The organism is Leifsonia sp. 21MFCrub1.1, from assembly GCF_900107895.1.
Classification (GTDB): Bacteria; Actinomycetota; Actinomycetes; order Actinomycetales; family Microbacteriaceae; genus Leifsonia; species Leifsonia soli.
The window spans coordinates 1,571,673-1,590,973 of record NZ_LT629867.1; the positions used below are offsets into that span (position 1 = coordinate 1,571,673).

General features: G+C 69.9%; 16 protein-coding genes. 13 read left to right on the forward strand and 3 right to left on the reverse strand.

Annotated elements, in window-relative coordinates; translation table 11 throughout:
• Window positions 1-36: 36 nt before the first annotated feature.
• From hisG to BLW09_RS07450, 5 genes are read left to right on the forward strand one after another with little or no spacing between them, the layout of a single operon-like run.
• Entirely contained in the window at window positions 37-876 is an 840-nt protein-coding gene (hisG, locus tag BLW09_RS07430; RefSeq protein ID WP_089910527.1) for an ATP phosphoribosyltransferase, read from the forward strand.
• Complete coding sequence (hisF, locus tag BLW09_RS07435) at window positions 876-1,640, forward strand: imidazole glycerol phosphate synthase subunit HisF (protein ID WP_089910530.1); 765 nt, start codon at window positions 876-878, stop codon at window positions 1,638-1,640. Before hisG ends, hisF begins: the two co-directional genes overlap by 1 nt.
• A complete protein-coding gene (gene hisI, locus BLW09_RS07440; RefSeq protein ID WP_089910533.1) occupies window positions 1,637-2,020 on the forward strand; it encodes a phosphoribosyl-AMP cyclohydrolase in 384 nt (127 codons plus the stop codon). The genes hisF and hisI overlap by 4 nt, the downstream gene beginning before the upstream one ends.
• Entirely contained in the window at window positions 2,017-3,549 is a 1,533-nt protein-coding gene (locus BLW09_RS07445; RefSeq protein WP_089910536.1) for an anthranilate synthase component I, read from the forward strand. The genes hisI and BLW09_RS07445 overlap by 4 nt, the downstream gene beginning before the upstream one ends.
• 11 nt (window positions 3,550-3,560) lie before the next feature.
• Window positions 3,561-4,274, forward strand: a complete 714-nt coding sequence (locus BLW09_RS07450) for a Trp biosynthesis-associated membrane protein (protein WP_231947120.1) — start codon at window positions 3,561-3,563, stop codon at window positions 4,272-4,274.
• A gap of 100 nt (window positions 4,275-4,374) precedes the next feature.
• Here BLW09_RS07450 and BLW09_RS07455 read toward each other — a convergent pair whose 3' ends face one another.
• The 3 genes from BLW09_RS07455 to BLW09_RS18900 all read right to left on the reverse strand — a co-directional run bounded on the left by BLW09_RS07455 (window position 4,375) and on the right by BLW09_RS18900 (window position 6,943).
• The gene (locus BLW09_RS07455; protein ID WP_157696916.1) at window positions 4,375-4,824 is read right to left on the reverse strand and encodes a hypothetical protein; all 450 of its coding nucleotides are present in this window, start codon (window positions 4,822-4,824) and stop codon (window positions 4,375-4,377) included.
• Between the two features lie 83 nt (window positions 4,825-4,907).
• Window positions 4,908-6,743 carry an alpha/beta hydrolase gene (locus BLW09_RS07460; RefSeq protein WP_089910545.1) on the reverse strand — a complete coding sequence of 612 codons (1,836 nt, stop codon included), beginning with the start codon at window positions 6,741-6,743 and terminating at the stop codon, window positions 4,908-4,910.
• 35 nt (window positions 6,744-6,778) lie between these two features.
• The gene (locus BLW09_RS18900) at window positions 6,779-6,943 is read right to left on the reverse strand and encodes a hypothetical protein (protein ID WP_157696917.1); all 165 of its coding nucleotides are present in this window, start codon (window positions 6,941-6,943) and stop codon (window positions 6,779-6,781) included.
• 399 nt (window positions 6,944-7,342) lie between these two features.
• Here BLW09_RS18900 and BLW09_RS07465 point away from each other — a divergent pair, with 399 nt between their 5' ends.
• The 8 genes from BLW09_RS07465 (at window position 7,343) to pyk (ending at window position 19,188) form a co-directional block, all read left to right on the forward strand.
• Window positions 7,343-7,573 (forward strand): DUF6704 family protein, encoded by a 231-nt coding sequence (locus BLW09_RS07465; RefSeq protein WP_089910548.1) that lies wholly within the window; start codon window positions 7,343-7,345, stop codon window positions 7,571-7,573.
• A gap of 3 nt (window positions 7,574-7,576) precedes the next feature.
• Complete coding sequence (trpC, locus tag BLW09_RS07470) at window positions 7,577-8,347, forward strand: indole-3-glycerol phosphate synthase TrpC (protein ID WP_089910552.1); 771 nt, start codon at window positions 7,577-7,579, stop codon at window positions 8,345-8,347.
• Window positions 8,347-9,558, forward strand: coding sequence for a tryptophan synthase subunit beta (trpB, locus tag BLW09_RS07475; RefSeq protein ID WP_089910555.1), 1,212 nt, complete (start codon window positions 8,347-8,349; stop codon window positions 9,556-9,558). Before trpC ends, trpB begins: the two co-directional genes overlap by 1 nt.
• A complete protein-coding gene (gene trpA / locus BLW09_RS07480; protein WP_089910557.1) occupies window positions 9,555-10,352 on the forward strand; it encodes a tryptophan synthase subunit alpha in 798 nt (265 codons plus the stop codon). The genes trpB and trpA overlap by 4 nt, the downstream gene beginning before the upstream one ends.
• A gap of 87 nt (window positions 10,353-10,439) precedes the next feature.
• A complete protein-coding gene (gene lgt, locus BLW09_RS07485; protein WP_089910560.1) occupies window positions 10,440-11,441 on the forward strand; it encodes a prolipoprotein diacylglyceryl transferase in 1,002 nt (333 codons plus the stop codon).
• A 173-nt stretch (window positions 11,442-11,614) separates the two neighbouring features.
• Window positions 11,615-16,192, forward strand: a complete 4,578-nt coding sequence (gene gltB / locus BLW09_RS07490) for a glutamate synthase large subunit (RefSeq protein ID WP_089910563.1) — start codon at window positions 11,615-11,617, stop codon at window positions 16,190-16,192.
• Between the two features lie 42 nt (window positions 16,193-16,234).
• Complete coding sequence (locus tag BLW09_RS07495; RefSeq protein WP_089910566.1) at window positions 16,235-17,692, forward strand: glutamate synthase subunit beta; 1,458 nt, start codon at window positions 16,235-16,237, stop codon at window positions 17,690-17,692.
• An 80-nt stretch (window positions 17,693-17,772) separates the two neighbouring features.
• Window positions 17,773-19,188 (forward strand): pyruvate kinase, encoded by a 1,416-nt coding sequence (pyk, locus tag BLW09_RS07500; protein ID WP_089910569.1) that lies wholly within the window; start codon window positions 17,773-17,775, stop codon window positions 19,186-19,188.
• Window positions 19,189-19,301: the final 113 nt, after the last annotated feature.

Here is a 19,301-nt window from a genome sequence, read left to right on the forward strand (position 1 = left end):
ATCCACTCGTCCGATCACGTCACGAAAGACCTGCGAATGCTGAAGATCGCCGTCCCCAACAAGGGTTCCCTCTCCGAGACCGCGGCGCAGATGCTGCACGAGGCCGGCTACGTCGGCCGCCGCGATCCGAAGGAGCTCATCGTCACCGACGCCCGCAACGGCGTCGAGTTCTTCTACCTGCGCCCGCGCGACATCGCCACCTACGTCGGCTCCGGCGCGCTCGATGTCGGCATCACCGGCCGCGACCTGCTGCTCGACTCCGGCTCGCCCGCCGCCGAGATCACCGCCCTCGACTTCGCCGCGTCGACGTTCCGGTTCGCCGGCCCGGCCGGCGTGTTCACCGAGCTGGCCGACCTGGAGGGAAAGCGCGTCGCGACGAGCTACCCGGGCCTGGTCGGCGCGTTCCTCGGCGAGAACGGCGTCAGCACCTCCCTGATCAAGCTGGACGGGGCCGTCGAGTCGGCCGTGCGGCTCGGCGTCGCCGACGCGGTCGCCGACGTCGTCGAGACCGGCTCCACCCTCCGCAAGCAGGGCCTGGAGATCTTCGGCCCGGTCATCCTCGAGTCGGAGGCCGTGCTCGTCTCGTCCACGACGCCGGCCGCCGGCGTCGACACGCTCGTGCGCCGGCTGGAGGGCGTCATGGTCGCCCGCCAGTACGTGCTGATCGACTACAACCTGCCGGTCGCACTGCTGGAGAAGGCCGTCGCGCTGACCCCGGGCGTCGAGTCGCCGACCGTGTCACCGCTGGGCGAGCCGGAGTGGGTGGCCGTCCGCGTGATGATCAAGCGCGAGCAGACCAACCACATCATGGACGACCTGTACGAGCTGGGCGCCCGCGCCATCCTGGTCACCTCCATCCACGCTGCGCGGATCTGATGGGCGTCGCGGTCCGGGTGATCCCCTGTCTCGACGTGGCCGCCGGCCGCGTGGTGAAGGGCGTCAACTTCCAGAACCTGCGCGATCAGGGCGACCCGGTCGAGCTCGCGAGGCGGTACTTCGAGCAGGGTGCGGACGAGCTGACCTTCCTCGATGTGACGGCGACCGTCGACGACCGCGCCACCACATACGACGTGGTGCGGGCGACCGCCGAGCAGGTGTTCATCCCGCTCACCGTCGGCGGCGGCGTTCGCAGCCCGGAGGACGTGGCGAAGCTGCTCGGCCACGGCGCGGACAAGGTGGGCGTCAACTCGGCCGCCATCGCGCGCCCGGAGCTGATCTCGGAGATCGCCGCCCGGTTCGGAGCGCAGGTGCTGGTGCTGTCGCTGGATGTGAAGCGCTCGGCCGCGACACCCTCCGGTTTCGTGGTCACCACCCACGGCGGGCGGACGGAGACCGACCTCGACGCCCTGGAGTGGGCCGCGCGCGCGATCGAGCTGGGCGCGGGGGAGCTGCTGGTCAACTCCATCGACGCCGACGGCACCAAGGAGGGTTTCGATCTGGAGCTCATCCGCGAGATGCGCGCGCTGAGCAGCGTGCCCGTGATCGCCTCGGGCGGCGCCGGGGCGCTGGAGCATTTCGTTCCGGCCATCCAGGCGGGAGCCGACGCCGTGCTCGCGGCGAGCGTGTTCCACCAGGGCGAGCTGACGATCGAGCAGGTGAAGGACGAACTGGCCGCGGCCGGGATGGAGGTCCGCCGATGAACGCGACGACGACCGATGCGGTGCTGGAGCGCATCCGCTTCACCGACACCGGGCTGGTGCCGGCGATCATCCAGCAGTGGGACACCCGCGAGGTGCTCATGATGGGCTGGATGGACGCGGAGGCGTTCCGCCGCACCATGGGCGAGGGCCGGGTGACGTTCTGGTCGCGCTCCCGCCAGGAGTACTGGCGGAAGGGCGACACGTCCGGGCACGTGCAGTACGTGAAGGGCGCGGCGCTCGACTGCGACGGCGACACCCTGCTGATCACCGTCGAGCAGGTCGGCGCGGCCTGCCACACCGGCACGCGCACCTGCTTCGACGGGGATGTGCTGGAGCCCGTGGTCGGCGCGAGCCCCGAGATCGAGGCGGCCGACCTGTGATCGACACGGTGGGCGGTACGACGACGCGCAGCGCGTTCGACGCGCTCGTCGCGGATCATCGCGTGGTCCCGGTGATCCGCGAGCTCTTCGCCGACGGGGAGACGCCGGTCGGTATCTACCGCAAGCTAGCGGCGGGCCGGCCGGGCACGTTCCTGCTGGAGTCGGCCGAGCAGGGCGGCATCTGGTCGCGCTTCTCGTTCGTCGGCGCGTCGTCCTTCGGCGTGCTCACCCAGGTCGGCGACGCCGTGCACTGGCTCGACTACGGGCTGCCCGCCGAGCGCGCGCTCGGCACCGCGGCGTCGCTCGGGCCGCTCGATGCCCTCGCCGCGCTGCACGCCCGCTGGCAGACCGACCGCATCCCCGGGCTCCCGCCGCTCACCGGCGGTCTCGTCGGGTTCATCGGCTGGGAGGCGATCCGCCAGATCGAGCGGCTTCCGGACGCCCCGCCCGCCGATGTCGACGTGCCGGGCCAGGCGCTCGCCTTCGTGGCCGATCTCGTCGTGCTGGACCACCGCACCGGAACCGTCAAGCTGGTCGCCAATGCGCTGGCCGACGGCGTCGCCGACGCGGATGCTCTGTGGGCGGATGCGCAGGAGCGCCTCGAGCGCATGCAGCGCGAGCTGGCGCAGCCCTCCGAGGCGTGGCTGGAGGACGTCGACCTCGGCATCCCGGCCGACCCGATCTCCCGCACGCGCCGGGAGGACTTCCTCGCGTCCGTCGTCACGGCGAAAGAGCGCATCGTCGACGGCGACATCTTCCAGGTCGTCATCTCGCAGCGCTTCGAACTGGAGTGCACCGCTCCGGCGCTCGATGTGTACCGCGTCCTCCGCGCGCTCAATCCGAGCCCGTACATGTACCTGCTGTCGCTCGAGAAGCCGGATGGACAGCCGTACCAGATCGTCGGATCCTCGCCCGAGGCGCTGGTGAAGGTGCAGGAGGGACGCGCGTTCACGCATCCCATCGCGGGCTCCCGTCCGCGTGGCGCGACGCCGGAGCAGGACCTCGACCTCGAGGCCTCGCTGCTCGCCGACGACAAGGAGCGCGCCGAGCACCTGATGCTCGTCGACCTCGCCCGCAACGATCTGCTCAAGGTGTGCGAGGCGGGCACCGTCGAGGTGACGGAGTTCATGCGCATCGAGCGGTTCAGCCACATCATGCACATCGTCTCGTCGGTGGAGGGCGACCTCCTGCCGGATGCGACCGCGATCGACGTGTTCCGGGCGACGTTCCCGGCCGGAACGCTCTCGGGCGCGCCGAAGCCCATGGCGCTGCGGATCATCGACGAGCTGGAGCCCGTCCAGCGCGGCGTCTACGGCGGCGTGATCGGCTACTTCGATTTCGCGGGGGATGCGGACCTCGCCATCGCGATCCGCACCGCCACGATCATGGACGGGGTCGCCCGGGTGCAGGCCGGCGGGGGACTGGTGGCCGACTCGATCCCGGAGAACGAGTTCCAGGAGTCGCAGAACAAGGCGGCGGCTCCGCTGCGCGCCGTCGCCGTGGCGAACGCCATGAAGCGCGTGCTGTGAGGACCGGGGACGTGAACGGCCGCCGCGTCAAGTACTCCACGATGCTGCTCCTCCTCGTGGGGAGCGGGCTCGCGCTGCTGGCGGCGACGCAACCCTGGTTCACCATCCGGCTGACCGACACGGCCGAGCACTCCAGCACGATCAGCGTCGCGGGGTCGGTGGCGGCGCCCGCGCTGACCGCGCTGTCGCTCGCCGGGCTGGCGCTGACGGCGGCACTGGCCATCGCCGGTCCCGTCTTCCGCATCGTGCTCGCGCTGCTCGGGCTCCTGCTCGGCGTCTCGGTGCTCATCTCGGCCATCAGCGCGGTGTCGGATGCGGTGGGCGCGTCGTCCTCCGCCATCACCACCGCGACCGGGGTCGCCGGCGACTCCTCGATCCGCCGCCTGGTGCATTCGACCGCGATCGAGCTGTGGCCGTGGGTGGCCGTCGTCGCGGGCGCGCTCATCATCCTGGCCAGTGCGGCCGTCGTCGTCTTCTCGCGTCTCTGGCCCGGTCCGTCGCGCAAGTACCAGACCCGCTTCGCCGGAGAGGACGGCCGTTCCGCCGAGGAGGTCTTCGGCCGCGAGGAGCTCGCAGACGACGACGAGGCCCGCGCCGCCGCCGCTCCCGCCGCGGAAGCGCCGACCACCGACGCGCCCGACTCCGCGACCTCCATCACCCTCGACCGCGACACAGCGATCGACAACTGGGACGACCTCACCCGCGGCGACGACCCGACGCGGTGAGTAGCCAGCTCACGTGAGCCGGCGAGTTCTCAGCGTTCTGAGAAATCGGCCGCGAACGCTTCCTCCGTGATCGTTGCAGGGTTGGTGCCGGCGCCGGGTGTCATTCCTCTTTGACGCATTCGCTTTGCGTGGAGATGCCCATCCCGGTTGTGCTCGCGTCGAATTTGAGGAGGGCGCCGTAGGGGAGGTCGACGAAGATCTCGGTGAGCTTCTCATCGTCGGTGTCGGCGGGACCGATTTGGCGGACCTGGTAGCCGAGGCTTCTCCAGTGTTCCCGGACCTGCTCGATCTTCGCCAGAGGGTCCGCGACCGGGGCGACCTGCTGAACATGGATCGAGTACTGGTTGGTGCTTGGCGCGCCGCACGGGCCGTAGCTCCACCTCTCGTTGTTGGGTACGACGAAGGGACGATCGTGGCTGTCGAGCCACTCTCCGGCGAGGAGTTGGACGAGATCGTTCGTGTGGGCGAGAGCTTCCTCCAGGGTCTGCTGCTCGGTCTTGGCAGAGAATTCGCCGGGTGGGACGATCGCTTGGTCGGCGGGATCGGTCATGGCTCCTCCTGAGAGCGCGCACCCGGTGAGGGTGAGGGCCAGTGTGATTGTGGTGGTGGCTGCGATGATACGGCCGCGGACGGTCATCGGTTCTTTCCCCAATGGGTGCCGCCGTTGATCTTTCCATCCAGGCCAAGCGCAGCGGCGGCCGAGTTGCGGATGGACTCGGTGCCGGGGTCGAGGTAGCCGTGTCCTTTGGTGGCGTGCGGGGTGAAGAGGCCGCCCGTGTCGGTGCCGTGGCCGGTGGTGTCATGGCCGTCGGTCGGTTCCAGATCGCGAGCGGTGTCCCCTTCGGAGGAGAACACTTTCGCGCCGAATTCCGCATCCCGCGGGTCGGGACGTCGGGAGAACGTCCGGCCCGCGTCCGCGACGTGGTCTTGTGACGACTGGGACACGTACACCCGTCCCGCGCCGCCGTCCACGCTCAGCGTGTCTGCGTGCGGAATGGTCCGCTCCAATCCCGCGGATGCCAGGAGCACGACCGACTGCACGTTGTAGCTCATGGCGTTGTCGGCGCTGAGGGCGTTGGCGGCCACGGTGGTGCCGTACGAGTGCGCCACCACCGCGGTGAACGGATGTCGGTTTCCGCCCAGGATCCTGTCCGCGGCCCACTGCCCGTCCAACTCCTTCGACAGCCGGCCGGCGCCCTCTCGCGCTCGATCCCCCTGCAGCACCGACGCGTCCTGGGTCGGAGGTTCGTACCCGATCCATGCGACGACCAGGTGCGCAACCCCGCGCTCGACCGTTTGCTGCTCTTGGTACAGGTTTGCGGCAGCGTGGGTCCATCCGGACAGGCGGTCGGGTTCGCCGAGGCCGCTGTTCATACCAGGGACCGTCCACGTCACCTTCCCCGACTTCTCCGCACGGGTCTCACCGACCGCGATCGCTGCCAGCGGGGGCTGATGGGACGAGTTGTAAGCCAGCAATCCACGGGACGGGTCTGACGCTCGCGCCAGCTCTTCGTAGTCCAGACCTGGCCCGGATATCCTGTCGACCCCGAGCGCTTTGAGGATGTCTCTGATCACGATCCCACGCGGGGACTTCGGGTCGATGCTTCGGTCGTGCAGGTCGCGCTGGAACTGGATCATATTGGCGTGGATGCGGGTGTCCGCATCCAGCCCGGGCAGGTTCCCGATGATCGAGGGCGCGGCCTGACACCACTTCTCCCGTTCGGCGGGGGTGAGGACTTTCCACCAGGTCGCCACCGTGTCCGCGGCCGGCGGCGCGTCCCAGAAGCGCTGCACCAGGCCCGGATTGCGGGCGAGCATCCGCTTCACCTCCTCCGGCTTGAGGAGGGAGAGCAGGTTCATCAGCTCAGAGGAGGTCCAGTCCGTCGACCCGCTCCCGGCCCCCTGGCGCCTCTTCGACACGGATGCCGCGAGCATCGCCGCTACCGTGGTCGTGGTCAGCCCGCTCTGGAAGAGCCCTCGTGTGGCCGCGTCGAAGTGCTGCAGAGCGCGCAGGCGGTCCTCGATCTCACGCATGTCCTTCTCGAGCTGAGCCAGCACGAGCTCCAGGCGCCGGTTCGCGAGCTGCAACCCTTCGCTCACCATGGGCAGAGCGGAGAGGGCCGTAGCGGTCTCCTCAGTGCGCTCCATCAAGAGGACGGTCGCATCGCGCTGCGTCGTGACCGCCCGGAGTTGAATCGTCAGCTCGACTTCCTTGAGCACTCCGAACGGGCTGACCTTCGCGTCCTCCCACTCATAGCGTTCAAGATCTCTGCGCAGGGCAGCGATGTCGGCCTCGGCATCGCCGAGCGATGGCACGATCACCCCCGTGAACAGGGCATCGACCGCCGCATACGCCTTCCCGGAGAGATCCCCCGTATGAAGAGCCGCTGTCAGGCGACCGCATGCCCGCTTCACATCGGCGATCACCGACTCTGCGGTCGCAAGACTGTCGGCGAGCGCACTCTTCACCGTGATCGAGTCACGCGAGTCGTAGACCAGCCCTATCAGGCACTCTCCCGTGCGCGGCCTATGGCTCCCGCGTCCTCAGCGTCACGGTCTTCGATCAGCGCGGCGAGTGTGCTGACCTTCCCGGCCTGCTCCGCGACGCTGGAGACCAATGCGGACAGATCGCGCAGAACCCGATCCGCGGCGCCTGCTGCGGCGTGCATGCCCGCTACTGTGCTCGCGCCCGCGCTGACCTCCGCGGAACCGGGATGCCGTTCCCGATCGATCCGCGCGAACTCCGAGACCGCATCCCGCGCAGCACCACTGCTTGAAGAGACTTTCACCCGCCACCCTCTCGGTCCACCCGACGATCACCGACCAAGCGCAATATATCGAGTCTGTACCGAACATCTCAGACTCCTGTCCGCAATCCCACCCGCTGACCCACACCCCCCACCGTCGAGTCCGCAAACTTTGCACGCCCAGGCCCGCAGAAGCGTGCAAAAATCGCGGACTCGACGGCGGGGCGGGTGGAAGGCGAGGGGGAGGAGCGCCCACTAGACTGGATGCGTTCCACATCCCCGTGCGCGCCCGGCGGCGCGCACCCGACGTGCAGGAGTCCCATGAGCAGCGAGTCAGTCGAGCCAGGCCACGGTCACTCGCCGGCGGCATGGACGGCCGTGATCATCATGCTGGTCGCGTTCACCATCGGCGCCATCGCCTTCTTCTTCGACCTCCCCATCATCGTCTGGGCGGCCGCAGGACTCGCGGTGATCGGTCTCATCGTCGGCTGGGTCATGAAGCGCGCCGGGTACGGCGTCGGCGGCGACAAGTACACCCCGAAGGGTCACTGATCCGTGCTCGCCGACCTCGTCGCCGGCGCGCTCGAAGACGCTGAGCGGAGACGCGGAGAGCGTCCGCTCGCCGAGGTGGAGGCCGCGGCGCTCGCCCGGCCGGCCGCCCTCGACGCCCTCACCGCCCTCGCCCCGGCGGAGCGCGTGAAGATCATCGCCGAGGTGAAGCGCGCGAGCCCGTCCCGCGGGTCGCTCGCCGCCATCCCCGACCCGGCCGCGCTGGCGGTCTCGTACGAGACCGGCGGCGCCAGCGCGATCAGCGTCCTCACCGAGGAGCGCCGCTTCCACGGGTCGCTCGCCGACCTCGAGGCGGTCCGCGATGCCGTCTCGATCCCGGTGCTGCGCAAGGAGTTCGTGGCCGATCCGTACCAGGTGTTCGAGGCCCGCGCCGCGGGCGCCGACCTGGTGCTGCTGATCGTCGCCGCCCTCGACCAGAAGCGCCTGGTCGAGCTGCACGAGCTGATCACCGAGCTGGGCATGACCTCGCTGGTGGAGGCGCACTCGGCCGACGAGCTGAGCCGCGCCCTCGACACCGGCGCGGGCCTCGTGGGCGTCAACGCCCGCGACCTGACGACGTTCGAGCTGGATCGGGACCTGTTCGGCCGCCTGGCCGGCAGCATCCCCTCCGGCGTCATCCGCGTGGCGGAGTCTGCCGTGAAGTCGGCCGACGATGTCGCGCACTACCGGGCGGCGGGCGCGGATGTCGTGCTCGTCGGCGAGGCGCTCGTCACGAGCGACCCCCTCGCCACGCTCGAAGAGTTTCTGGGAGTCTGATGTCCCTCCGCACTGAGCAGGGTCCGTATTTCGGCGACTTCGGCGGGCGGTTCGTCCCCGAGTCGCTGGTCGCAGCGCTCGACGAGCTGTCGGCGGCGTGGGAGGAGGCTAAGGCCGATCCCGCGTTCCACGCCGAGCTGGACGAGCTGCACCGCAGCTACACCGGGCGCCCGTCGATCATCACCGAGGTGCCTCGTTTCGCCGCGCATGCGGGAGGCGCGCGCATCATTCTGAAGCGCGAAGACCTCAACCACACCGGATCGCACAAGATCAACAACGTGCTCGGGCAGGCCATCCTCACCAAGCGCATCGGCAAGACCCGCGTGATCGCCGAGACCGGAGCGGGGCAGCACGGCGTCGCCACGGCGACGGCCGCCGCGCTCTTCGGCCTCGAGTGCACCATCTACATGGGCGAGGTCGACACCGAGCGCCAGGCGCTCAATGTCGCCCGCATGCGTCTGCTGGGCGCCGAGGTCGTTGCCGTGAAGACCGGTTCCCGCACGCTCAAGGACGCCATCAACGACGCCATGCGCGACTGGGTCACGAACGTCGAGCACACCAACTACATCTTCGGCACGGTGGCGGGCCCGCACCCGTTCCCTGCGATGGTGCGCGACCTCCAGAAGATCATCGGCGAGGAGGCCCGCGAGCAGGTGCAGGAGCTCACCGGCCGCCTGCCCGATGCGGTCGTCGCGTGCGTCGGCGGCGGCTCGAACGCCATGGGCATCTTCCACGCCTTCCTCGACGACGAGGATGTGCGCCTGGTCGGCTTCGAGGCGGGCGGTGAGGGTGCGGACACCCCGCGCCACGCCGCGACCATCACCAAGGGCCGCCCCGGCGTGCTGCACGGCGCTCGGTCCATGCTGCTGCAGGACGAGGACGGCCAGACCATCGAGTCGCACTCGATCTCCGCCGGCCTCGACTACCCGGGCGTCGGCCCGGAGCACGCCTGGCTCGCGAAGATCGGCCGCGCCGAGTACCGGCCCGTGTCGGACGCGGACGCGATGGAGGCCCTCCGCCTGCTGAGCCGCACCGAGGGAATCATCCCCGCCATCGAGTCGTCGCACGCGCTGGCCGGCGCGATCGCGCTCGGGCGCGAGCTGGGGCCGGATGGCATCATCCTGGTGAACCTCAGCGGCCGTGGCGATAAGGACATGGAGACCGCCGGGCGGTACTTCGACCTGATCGACGCCGACGCGGTGCAGTCGTGAGCGGCGTGGTCACGAGCCGCGTCGCCGACGCGATCGCCCGGCGCAACGCCGAGGCCTCCGGCGCCCTGATCGGCTACCTCCCCGCAGGCTTCCCCGACCTGGCGACGAGCGTGGATGCCGCGGTGGCGCTCGCGCAGAACGGCGTCGACGTCATCGAGCTCGGACTGCCGTACTCCGACCCCGTCATGGACGGCGCGGTCATCCAGGCGGCGACGCAGCAGGCGCTCGGCGCCGGATTCCGCCTGCGCGACGGCTTCACGGCCGTCCGCGAGATCACCGCGCAGGTCGACATCCCCGTCCTCGTGATGACGTACTGGAACCCGGTGCTGCAGTACGGCGTCGACCGCTTCGCGGACGACCTGGCCGCCGCCGGGGGAGCGGGGCTGATCACGCCCGATCTGATCCCGGACGAGGGCGCCGAATGGCTCGCCGCCTCCGACCGGGTCGGCCTCGACCGCGTCTTCCTCGCCGCCCCCAGCTCGACCGATGTGCGCCTGAAGCAGGCGGTGGAGGCGAGCCGCGGGTTCGTCTACGCCGTCTCGACCATGGGCATCACGGGCGCGCGCACCGATGTGGATGCGGCGGCGCGCACGCTCGTCGGCCGCCTCCGCGAGGCGGGCGCGACGAGCACGTGCGTCGGCCTCGGCATCTCGTCGGCCGCGCAGGTGGCCGAGGTGCTCGAGTACGCGGACGGCGCGATCGTCGGCTCCGCGCTCGTCAAGGCGCTGGGCGACGGCGGCGTGGCGGAGGCCGGGCGCGTCGCGGCCGAGCTCGCCCGCGGCACGACGGCCTAGCCGGGCGTTCTAGACTATGGTGGCCGCGCGCCTCTCCGCGCCGCGGAATGATCGACACGAAAGGTGAGTCATCGGGTGTTTGCGACGATGAGCGGCTGGATGGCCAGCATCCCGAGTCCTGGGCCCGAGTGGGCGCAGATCCCGCTGCCTTTCTGGCCGTACCGCATCCAGATGTACGCGCTGATCATCCTGGTCGGCATCGTCGTCGCCGCCATGTGGACGTCGCGCCGCCTGACCAAGCGCGGTGCCGAGCCGGGCGTCGTGCTCGACATCCTGCTGTGCGCCGTCCCCCTCGGGATCGTCGGCGCACGTCTGTACCACGTCGTCACGCACCCGAAGGACTTCTTCTACCCGGGCGCCAACATCTTCAACCCGTTCCAGCCGGGCAGCATCTGGGCGATCTGGGAGGGCGGCGGCGCCATCTTCGGCGCCCTGATCGGCGGTGCGATCGGTGTGCTCATCGGCTGCCGCTGGACCGGGCTGCGGTTCTGGACGTTCGCGGACGCCCTCGCTCCGGGCCTCCTGCTCGCGCAGGCCATCGGCCGCTTCGGCAACTACTTCAACCAGGAGCTCTTCGGCCTGCCGACCGACCTGCCCTGGGGCCTGCAGATCGATGCGGGCAACAAGGCGATCCCGGTCGGACTGCCCGACGGCACGCTGTTCCAGCCGCTCTTCCTGTACGAGATGATCTGGAACGTCATCGGCGTCGTCGTCATCGTCTGGCTGCAGCGCCGCTTCACCCTGCAGTGGGGCAAGGTCTTCGCCGTCTACCTGATCTGGTACGGCGCCGGCCGCTCCTACCTGGAGTCGATCCGCATCGACCCGAGCGAGTTCACGCTGCTCGGCATCCCGAGCAACGTCTGGGCCGCGTTCGGCGCCGTGGTGCTGGGCCTCATCATCTTCTTCGTCCAGTCGAACAGGCACCCGGGTCTCGAGCCCAGCCCCTACCGGCCGGGTCGTGAATGGGTCAACCCGGATGCTGAGGTAGACTCGGACGACACGGACCTGGAGGACGAGGACGCCGCCGACGCAGACGGTGTGCCTGCCGGGTCCGCTTCGGCCAAGGCCACAAGCCCCACGAACGGATAACACCCGACGGCTCGAAGTACGAAAACCGTCGAGGCGATCCCACGCACCTGACCGCTCCACGAGTCCGAGCCGCACACGGCCCGGAGGATGCGGCGGAATCCATACGCACCGGGCCGATGGCGTCCCCGCACCCAACATCCCCACATCCACGACACTGTGAGGACGGTCGACAGATGGCGCTCACGCCTCCCCATTCCCGCTTCGGGACCGTGCCTGGCCCGCAGGGCCTGTACGACCCTGCCCACGAGAAGGACGCCTGCGGCCTCGCCATGGTCGCGACCCTTCGCGGCACGGCCGGGCACGACATCATCGACGCCGCGCTCGAGGCGCTGCGTCACCTCGAGCACCGCGGCGCGGTCGGGTCGGACGCCGGCACCGGCGACGGCGCCGGCATCATCACCCAGGTGCCCGACGCGTTCCTGCGCGCCGTCGCGGGCTTCGAGCTCCCGGCGGCCGGGCGGTACGCGGTCGGCAACGCGTTCCTTCCGAACGCCGAGGACGAGCGCGCCGAGGTCAAGGCGGCGCTGGAGTCCATCGCGGCCGAGCACGAGCTGACCGTCCTCGGCTGGCGTGCCGTTCCGGTGCGCCCGGACGAACTCGGGACGCTGGCCCGCCAGGCCATGCCCGTGATCGAGCAGCTGTACGTCGCGTCGACCCGCGTCGACGAGAGCGGCGAGGCCGTCTCCGGCATCGCGCTCGACCGGCAGACCTTCTTCCTGCGCAAGCGGGCGGAGCGCGAGCTCGACCTGTACTTCTCGTCGCTGTCGAGCCGCACCCTGGTCTACAAGGGCATGGTCACCACGCTCCAGCTGGAGCCGTTCTACCCGGACCTCTCCGACGAGCGCTTCGCCTCGAAGCTGGCGCTCGTCCACTCCCGCTACTCGACGAACACGTTCCCGTCGTGGCCGCTCGCGCAGCCGTTCCGCATGATCGCGCACAACGGCGAGATCAACACGGTGCAGGGCAACCGCAACTGGATGCGCGCCCGCCAGTCGCAGCTGGAGAACGAACTGCTCGGCGACCTGAAGCCGGTGTTCCCGATCGTGACGCCCGGCGCATCCGACTCCGCCTCGTTCGACGAGGTCGTCGAACTGCTGTCGCTGAGCGGCCGGTCGCTCCCGCATGCCGTCATGATGATGGTGCCGGAGGCCTGGGAGAACCAGACCGAGATCGACCCGGTCCGGCGCGCGTTCTACGAGTACCACTCGATGCTCATGGAGCCGTGGGACGGCCCGGCCGCGATCGTCTTCACCGACGGCTCCGTCGTCGGCGCGACGCTCGACCGCAACGGCCTGCGTCCCGGACGCTACGTCGTCACGAACGACGGCCTGGTCGTGCTCGCCTCCGAGATCGGCGTCCTCGACTTCGAGCCGAGCCGCGTCGTCCGCAAGGGCCGCCTGCGTCCCGGACGGATGTTCCTCGTGGACACGGTCGCCGGCCGTCTCATCGAGGACGAGGAGATCAAGTCGGAGCTCGCGGCCGGCGCCCCCTATGGGGAGTGGCTGGACGAGGGCCGGATCAACCTGAAGGACCTCCCCGAGCGCGAGCACATCGTGCACACCCCGGCATCGATCACGCGCCGCCAGCGGACGTTCGGCTACACCGAGGAGGAGGTCCGCATCCTCCTCCGCCCGATGGCGACCACCGGCGCGGAGCCGCTCGGCGCGATGGGATCGGACACGCCCGTCGCCGTGCTCTCGGAGCGCCCGCGCCTGCTGTTCGACTACTTCACGCAGCAGTTCGCGCAGGTGACCAACCCGCCGCTCGACTCGATCCGCGAGGAGGTCGTCACCTCCCTGAAGCTCGGCCTCGGGCCGGAGCGCAACCTGCTGTCGGCGGGCCCGGAGCACGCGAAGCAGGTCGTGCTCGACTTCCCGGTGATCGACAACGACGAGCTGGCGAAGATCCAGCACATCGACCCGCGGCCGGGCAGCACGCTGACCACGACCGTGCGCGGCCTGTACCGCTCCGACGCCGGTCCCGACGCCCTGGAGCGCCGTCTGGCCGAGATGTGCGACGAGGTCGACGAGGCGATCGCGTCGGGTGCGCAGTTCATCGTGCTCAGCGACCGCGACTCGACGAAGGACCTCGCGCCCATCCCGTCGCTACTGATGCTCGCCGCCGTCCACCACCACCTCATCCGCTCGGAGACCCGCATGAAGGTGGGTCTGATCGTGGAGGCGGGGGATGTGCGCGAAGTGCACCACGTCGCCCTGCTGATCGGGTACGGCGCCTCGGCGATCAACCCGTACCTCGCGATGGAGACCTGCGAGGAGCTCGTCCGCAGCGGGATGATCACCGGCGTCAGCCCCGAGAAGGCGGTCAAGAACGTCATCAAGGCGCTCGGCAAGGGCGTCCTGAAGATCATGTCGAAGATGGGCATCTCCACGGTGTCCTCCTACGCGGGCGCCCAGGCGTTCGAGGCCGTCGGGCTCAGCCAGGAGTTCGTCGACCAGTACTTCACCGGCACGACCAGCAAGCTGGGCGGCGTCGGGATCGACGTGATCGCGGCCGAGAACCTCGCCCGCCACGACAGCGCGTACCCCGCAGAGGGCGCGGCGCTCGCGCACGAGCGCCTCGCGACCGGCGGCGAGTACCAGTGGCGTCGCGACGGCTCTCCTCACCTGTTCAACCCGGAGACCGTGTTCCGCCTGCAGCACTCGACGCGCACCCGGCGCTACGACGTGTTCCGCGAGTACACGAAGCTCGTCGACGACCAGTCCGAGTCGCTGATGACCCTGCGCGGGATGTTCTCGCTCAAGGAGGGGGAGCGTCCGCCGGTGCCGCTGGAGGAGGTCGAGTCCGTCTCGTCCATCGTCAAGCGGTTCTCCACGGGTGCGATGAGCTACGGCTCCATCTCGCAGGAGGCGCACGAGACGCTCGCGATCGCCATGAACCGGCTCGGCGCGAAGTCGAACACCGGCGAGGGCGGCGAGGACCTCGACCGCCTGCTCGACCCGGAGCGGCGCAGCGCCATCAAGCAGGTGGCGTCCGGCCGGTTCGGCGTGACGTCGATGTACCTCACGCACGCCGACGACATCCAGATCAAGCTCGCGCAGGGCGCGAAGCCCGGCGAGGGCGGCCAGCTGCCGCCGACCAAGGTGTACCCGTGGGTCGCGCGCACCCGTCACGCGACCGCCGGCGTCGGCCTCATCTCGCCGCCCCCGCACCACGACATCTACTCGATCGAAGACCTCAAGCAGCTGATCTTCGACCTGAAGCGCGCCAACCCGGGCGCCCGCGTCCACGTCAAGCTCGTCTCCGAGTCGGGCATCGGCGCGGTCGCGGCCGGTACCGCCAAGGCGCTGGCCGACGTCATCCTGGTCTCCGGCCACGACGGCGGGACTGGCGCCTCGCCGGTCAACTCGCTGAAGCACGCGGGCACGCCGTGGGAGCTCGGGCTCGCGGAGACGCAGCAGACCCTGATGCTGAACGGGATGCGCGAGCGCGTCGTCGTGCAGGTCGACGGTCAGCTGAAGACCGGCCGCGACGTCATCGTCGGCGCGCTGCTCGGCGCCGAGGAGTTCGGCTTCGCGACGGCTCCGCTCGTGGTCTCCGGCTGCGTCATGATGCGCGTCTGCCACCTCGACACCTGCCCGGTCGGCGTCGCAACGCAGAACCCGGAGCTCCGGGCGCGGTTCTCCGGCAAGCCGGAGTTCGTCGTCAACTTCTTCGAGTTCATCGCCGAGGAGGTGCGCGAGTACCTCGCGGCCCTCGGCTTCCGGACGCTGGACGAGGCGATCGGCCACGCCGAGCTGCTCGACGTCGACCGCGCCATCGACCACTGGAAGGCGTCCGGTCTCGACCTCACGCCCATCCTGCACGGACCGGCCTTCGGTCCGGAGGCGCCGCGGCGCAACGGCCGGGCGCAGGACCACGAGCTGGAGCACCACTTCGACGTCCAGCTGATCGACGCTGCGCGCGACGTGCTCGAGAACGGCGGCCGCATCGAGCTGAGCCTCCCGATCCGCAACACGGAGCGGGCCGTCGGCACGATGCTCGGCCACGAGGTGACCGTCCGGCACGGCGAGAACGGCCTTCCCGCCGGCTCGATCGACATCACGCTGACAGGTTCGGCCGGGCAGTCGCTCGGCGCGTTCCTCCCCTCCGGCATCACGCTGCGCCTGGAGGGCGACTCGAACGACTACGTGGGCAAGGGCCTCTCCGGCGGCCAGATCGTCGTGAAGCCGCCGCGCGACAGCGTGTTCGCCGCCGAGCGCAACGTGATCGCGGGCAACGTGATCGGGTACGGCGCGACGCAGGGGAGCATGTTCATCCGCGGCATCGTGGGCGAGCGCTTCCTGGTGCGCAACTCCGGAGCGACCGCGGTGGTCGAGGGCGTGGGCGACCACGCGCTCGAGTACATGACCGGCGGACTCGCCGTGATCCTCGGCGGCACCGGGCGCAACCTCGGCGCCGGCATGTCCGGGGGCACCGCGTACGTCTACGACCTGAAGCGCGAGCGGGTCAACCGCGACGCGCTCGCGACCGGCGAGCTGGAGCTCCTGCCGCTCGGCAGCGCGGACATCGAGATCGTCCGCGACCTGCTGGAGCAGCACGCCACCGAGACGGGCTCCGAGCTCGCCTCCCGGATGCTGGAGGACTTCGACGCGACCGTCGCGAAGTTCGTCAAGGTGCTGCCCCGCGACTACGCCGCGGTGATGCAGATGCGCCAGGAGGCCGTCGACGAGGGACTCGATCCCGACGGCGACATCGTGTGGAACCGGATTCTGGAGGTGACCGGCGGATGATGCTGCCTGATCCTAAGGGTTCCGTTGAAGTGGAGGTGACCGGTGGCTGATCCCAAGGGATTCTTGAAGGTGACCGAGCGGGAGCTGCCCAAGCGCCGCCCCGTCTCGGTCCGGCTGATGGACTGGAAAGAGGTCTACGAGGCCCAGGACCCGGCGCAGCTGCGCCGACAGGCCGGCCGCTGCATGGACTGCGGCGTGCCGTTCTGCCACTCGGGCTGCCCGCTGGGCAACCTGATCCCCGAGTGGAACGACCTCATGTGGCGCGGCGAGGGCCGCCAGGCGATCGAGCGCCTCCACGCGACGAACAACTTCCCGGAGTTCACCGGGCGGCTGTGCCCGGCGCCGTGCGAGTCGTCCTGCGTGCTCGGCATCAACCAGCCGGCCGTCACGATCAAGCAGGTCGAGGTCTCGATCATCGACCAGGCCTGGCAGAACGGCTGGGTGCAGCCGCAGCCGCCGGAGCGCCTCACGGGCAAGACGGTCGCCGTCGTCGGCTCGGGCCCGGCCGGCCTCGCCGCCGCGCAGCAGCTGACGCGCGCCGGTCACACCGTCGCCGTCTACGAGCGCGACGACCGGATCGGCGGCCTGCTGCGGTACGGCATCCCGGACTTCAAGATGGAGAAGAAGCACCTCGAGGCGCGTCTCAACCAGATGATGGCCGAGGGCACCCGATTCCGCGCGGGCGTCGACATCGGCACGGACATCAGCTGGGACGACCTGCGCGCCCGGTACGACGCGGTCGTCGTCGCCACCGGCGCCATGGTCCCGCGCGACCTGCCCATCCCGGGCCGGGAGCTCTCGGGCGTGCACTTCGCCATGGAGTACCTCGTCCAGCAGAACAAGGCGGGCGCTGGCGACCAGATCTCCGACCAGATCACCGCGGACGGCAAGCACGTCGTCGTCCTCGGCGGCGGCGACACCGGCGCGGACTGCATCGGCACCGCCCACCGCCAGGGCGCCGCGAGCGTCACCAACCTCGCCATCGGCAAGCAGCCGCCGGCGGAGCGCCCCGAGCACCAGCCGTGGCCGACCACGCCGACGCTGTTCGAGGTCCAGTCGGCGCACGAGGAGGGCGGACGCCGCGAGTACCTGGCGTCGACCGTCGAGTTCGTCTCCAACGAGTTCGGCGAGGTGCGCGCCCTGCGCGTCGCCGAGACCGAGTTCCTGGACGGACGCCGGGTGCCCAAGGCGGGCACCGAGCGCGAGATCCCCGCCGACCTGGTGCTTCTCGCCCTCGGATTCACCGGCCCCGAGCAGCAGGATCTGTCCTCGCAGCTGGGTCTCCCGTTCGACGGCCGCGGCAACGTGGCGCGCGATTCCGACTACCAGACGGAGCAGGAGGGCGTGTTCGTCGCCGGCGACGCCGGCCGCGGTCAGTCCCTCATCGTGTGGGCTATCGCAGAGGGCCGGGCAGCGGCGGCCGCTGTTGACCGGTATCTTGAAGGGGAGACGCAGTTGCCGTCTCCGATCCGTCCCACCGACCGCGGCATCCTCGTCTGAGCGAGGCGATGCCCGCACGACCGGGCGCCACCAAGAAATCACGCGCCGTCGGCGCAGAATCACGGAGCGAACAGAAAAGCATGAGAAGGGCCAAAATCGTCGCGACCCTCGGGCCGGCGACCTCCAGCTACGACAACATCCGCGCGATCATCGACGCGGGTGTGGACGTGGCTCGCATGAACCTGAGCCACGGCAGCTACGAGGTGCACGAGGGGGTCTACGCCAACGTGCGCAAGGCCGCCGACGACGCCGGGAAGCCGGTCGCCGTCCTCGTCGACCTCCAGGGCCCCAAGATCCGTCTCGGCAAGTTCGAGGCCGGGCCGTACGAGCTCGCCGAGGGCGACATCTTCAAGATCACCACCGAGGACATCATCGGCACCAAGGAGATCTCCTCGACGACGTTCAAGGGCCTCCCCAACGACGTCAAGCCGGGCGACTTCCTCCTCATCGACGACGGCAAGGTGCGCGTACGCGTCATCGAGGTCGAGGGCCCGGTCGTCACGACCGAGGTCATCGTTGCCGGTCCGGTCTCCAACAACAAGGGCATCAACCTGCCGGGCGTCGCCGTGAACGTCCCGGCACTGTCCGACAAGGACGAGGCCGACCTGCGCTGGGGCCTCAAGCTGGGCGCCGACCTGATCGCCCTCTCGTTCGTGCGGAACGCCAAGGACATCGAGCGCGTGCACGAGATCATGGCGGAGGAGGGCCGCAAGGTCCCCGTCGTCGCCAAGATCGAGAAGCCGCAGGCCGTGGATGCGCTGGAGGAGATCATCGAGGCGTTCGACGCCATCATGGTCGCCCGCGGCGACCTGGGCGTCGAGCTGCCGCTGGAGGCCGTGCCGATCGTGCAGAAGCGTGCGGTCGAGCTGGCCCGCCGCGCGGCCAAGCCGGTCATCGTGGCGACCCAGATGCTGGAGTCGATGATCTCGAGCCCGGTGCCCACCCGCGCCGAGACCTCCGACGTCGCGAACGCCGTCCTCGACGGCGCGGACGCGGTCATGCTCTCGGGCGAGACCAGCGTCGGCGAGTACCCGACGGTCACCGTTCAGACCATGGCGCGCATCGTCACCTCGACCGAGGAGCACGGACTCGAGCGCATCCTGCCGCTCGGCACCCGTCCGCGCACCCAGTCGGGCGCGATCACGCTCGCCGCGGTCGAGGTCGCGGACTTCGTCGAGGCGAAGTTCCTCTGCGTGTTCACGGAGTCGGGCGAGTCGGCTCGCAGAATGGCCCGGCTGCGCAGCCGCATCCCCATCCTGGCGTTCACGCCGGAGGAGTCGGTGCGCCGCCGCATGTCGCTGTTCTGGGGTGTTCAGTCCTTCGTCGTCGGCCGCGTCACCCACACCGACCAGATGGTCGCGCAGGTGGACGAGGCCCTGAAGTCGACCGGCCGCGCCGTGGACGGCGACAAGGTGATCATCATCTCCGGTTCCCCTCCCGGGATCCCCGGAACCACCAACGACATCCGCGTGCACCGGGTCGGCGACGTCCTGTAGCACCGGTCGGAAGGGCCCCGCTGCGGCGGGGCCCTTCTGCGTTCCCGGCCGCGCGCCTGGGGCCGCGAAAAACGGAGGCGTTCCTGTCGCGCCCACCCGCATCCACCTCCGTT

Bases quoted from the DNA above. Each gene is read 5' to 3' on its own strand.
- hisG (WP_089910527.1), top strand. From the start codon at position 37: ATGCTGAAGATCGCCGTCCCCAACAAGGGTTCCCTCTCCGAGACCGCG.
- hisF (WP_089910530.1), top strand. From the start codon at position 876: ATGGGCGTCGCGGTCCGGGTGATCCCCTGTCTCGACGTGGCCGCCGGC.
- hisI (WP_089910533.1), top strand. From the start codon at position 1,637: ATGAACGCGACGACGACCGATGCGGTGCTGGAGCGCATCCGCTTCACC.
- BLW09_RS07455 (WP_157696916.1), bottom strand. From the start codon at position 4,824: ATGACCGATCCCGCCGACCAAGCGATCGTCCCACCCGGCGAATTCTCT.
- BLW09_RS18900 (WP_157696917.1), bottom strand. From the start codon at position 6,943: ATGCACGCCGCAGCAGGCGCCGCGGATCGGGTTCTGCGCGATCTGTCC.
- BLW09_RS07465 (WP_089910548.1), top strand. From the start codon at position 7,343: ATGAGCAGCGAGTCAGTCGAGCCAGGCCACGGTCACTCGCCGGCGGCA.
- trpB (WP_089910555.1), top strand. From the start codon at position 8,347: ATGTCCCTCCGCACTGAGCAGGGTCCGTATTTCGGCGACTTCGGCGGG.
- lgt (WP_089910560.1), top strand. From the start codon at position 10,440: ATGAGCGGCTGGATGGCCAGCATCCCGAGTCCTGGGCCCGAGTGGGCG.
- gltB (WP_089910563.1), top strand. From the start codon at position 11,615: ATGGCGCTCACGCCTCCCCATTCCCGCTTCGGGACCGTGCCTGGCCCG.
- pyk (WP_089910569.1), top strand. From the start codon at position 17,773: ATGAGAAGGGCCAAAATCGTCGCGACCCTCGGGCCGGCGACCTCCAGC.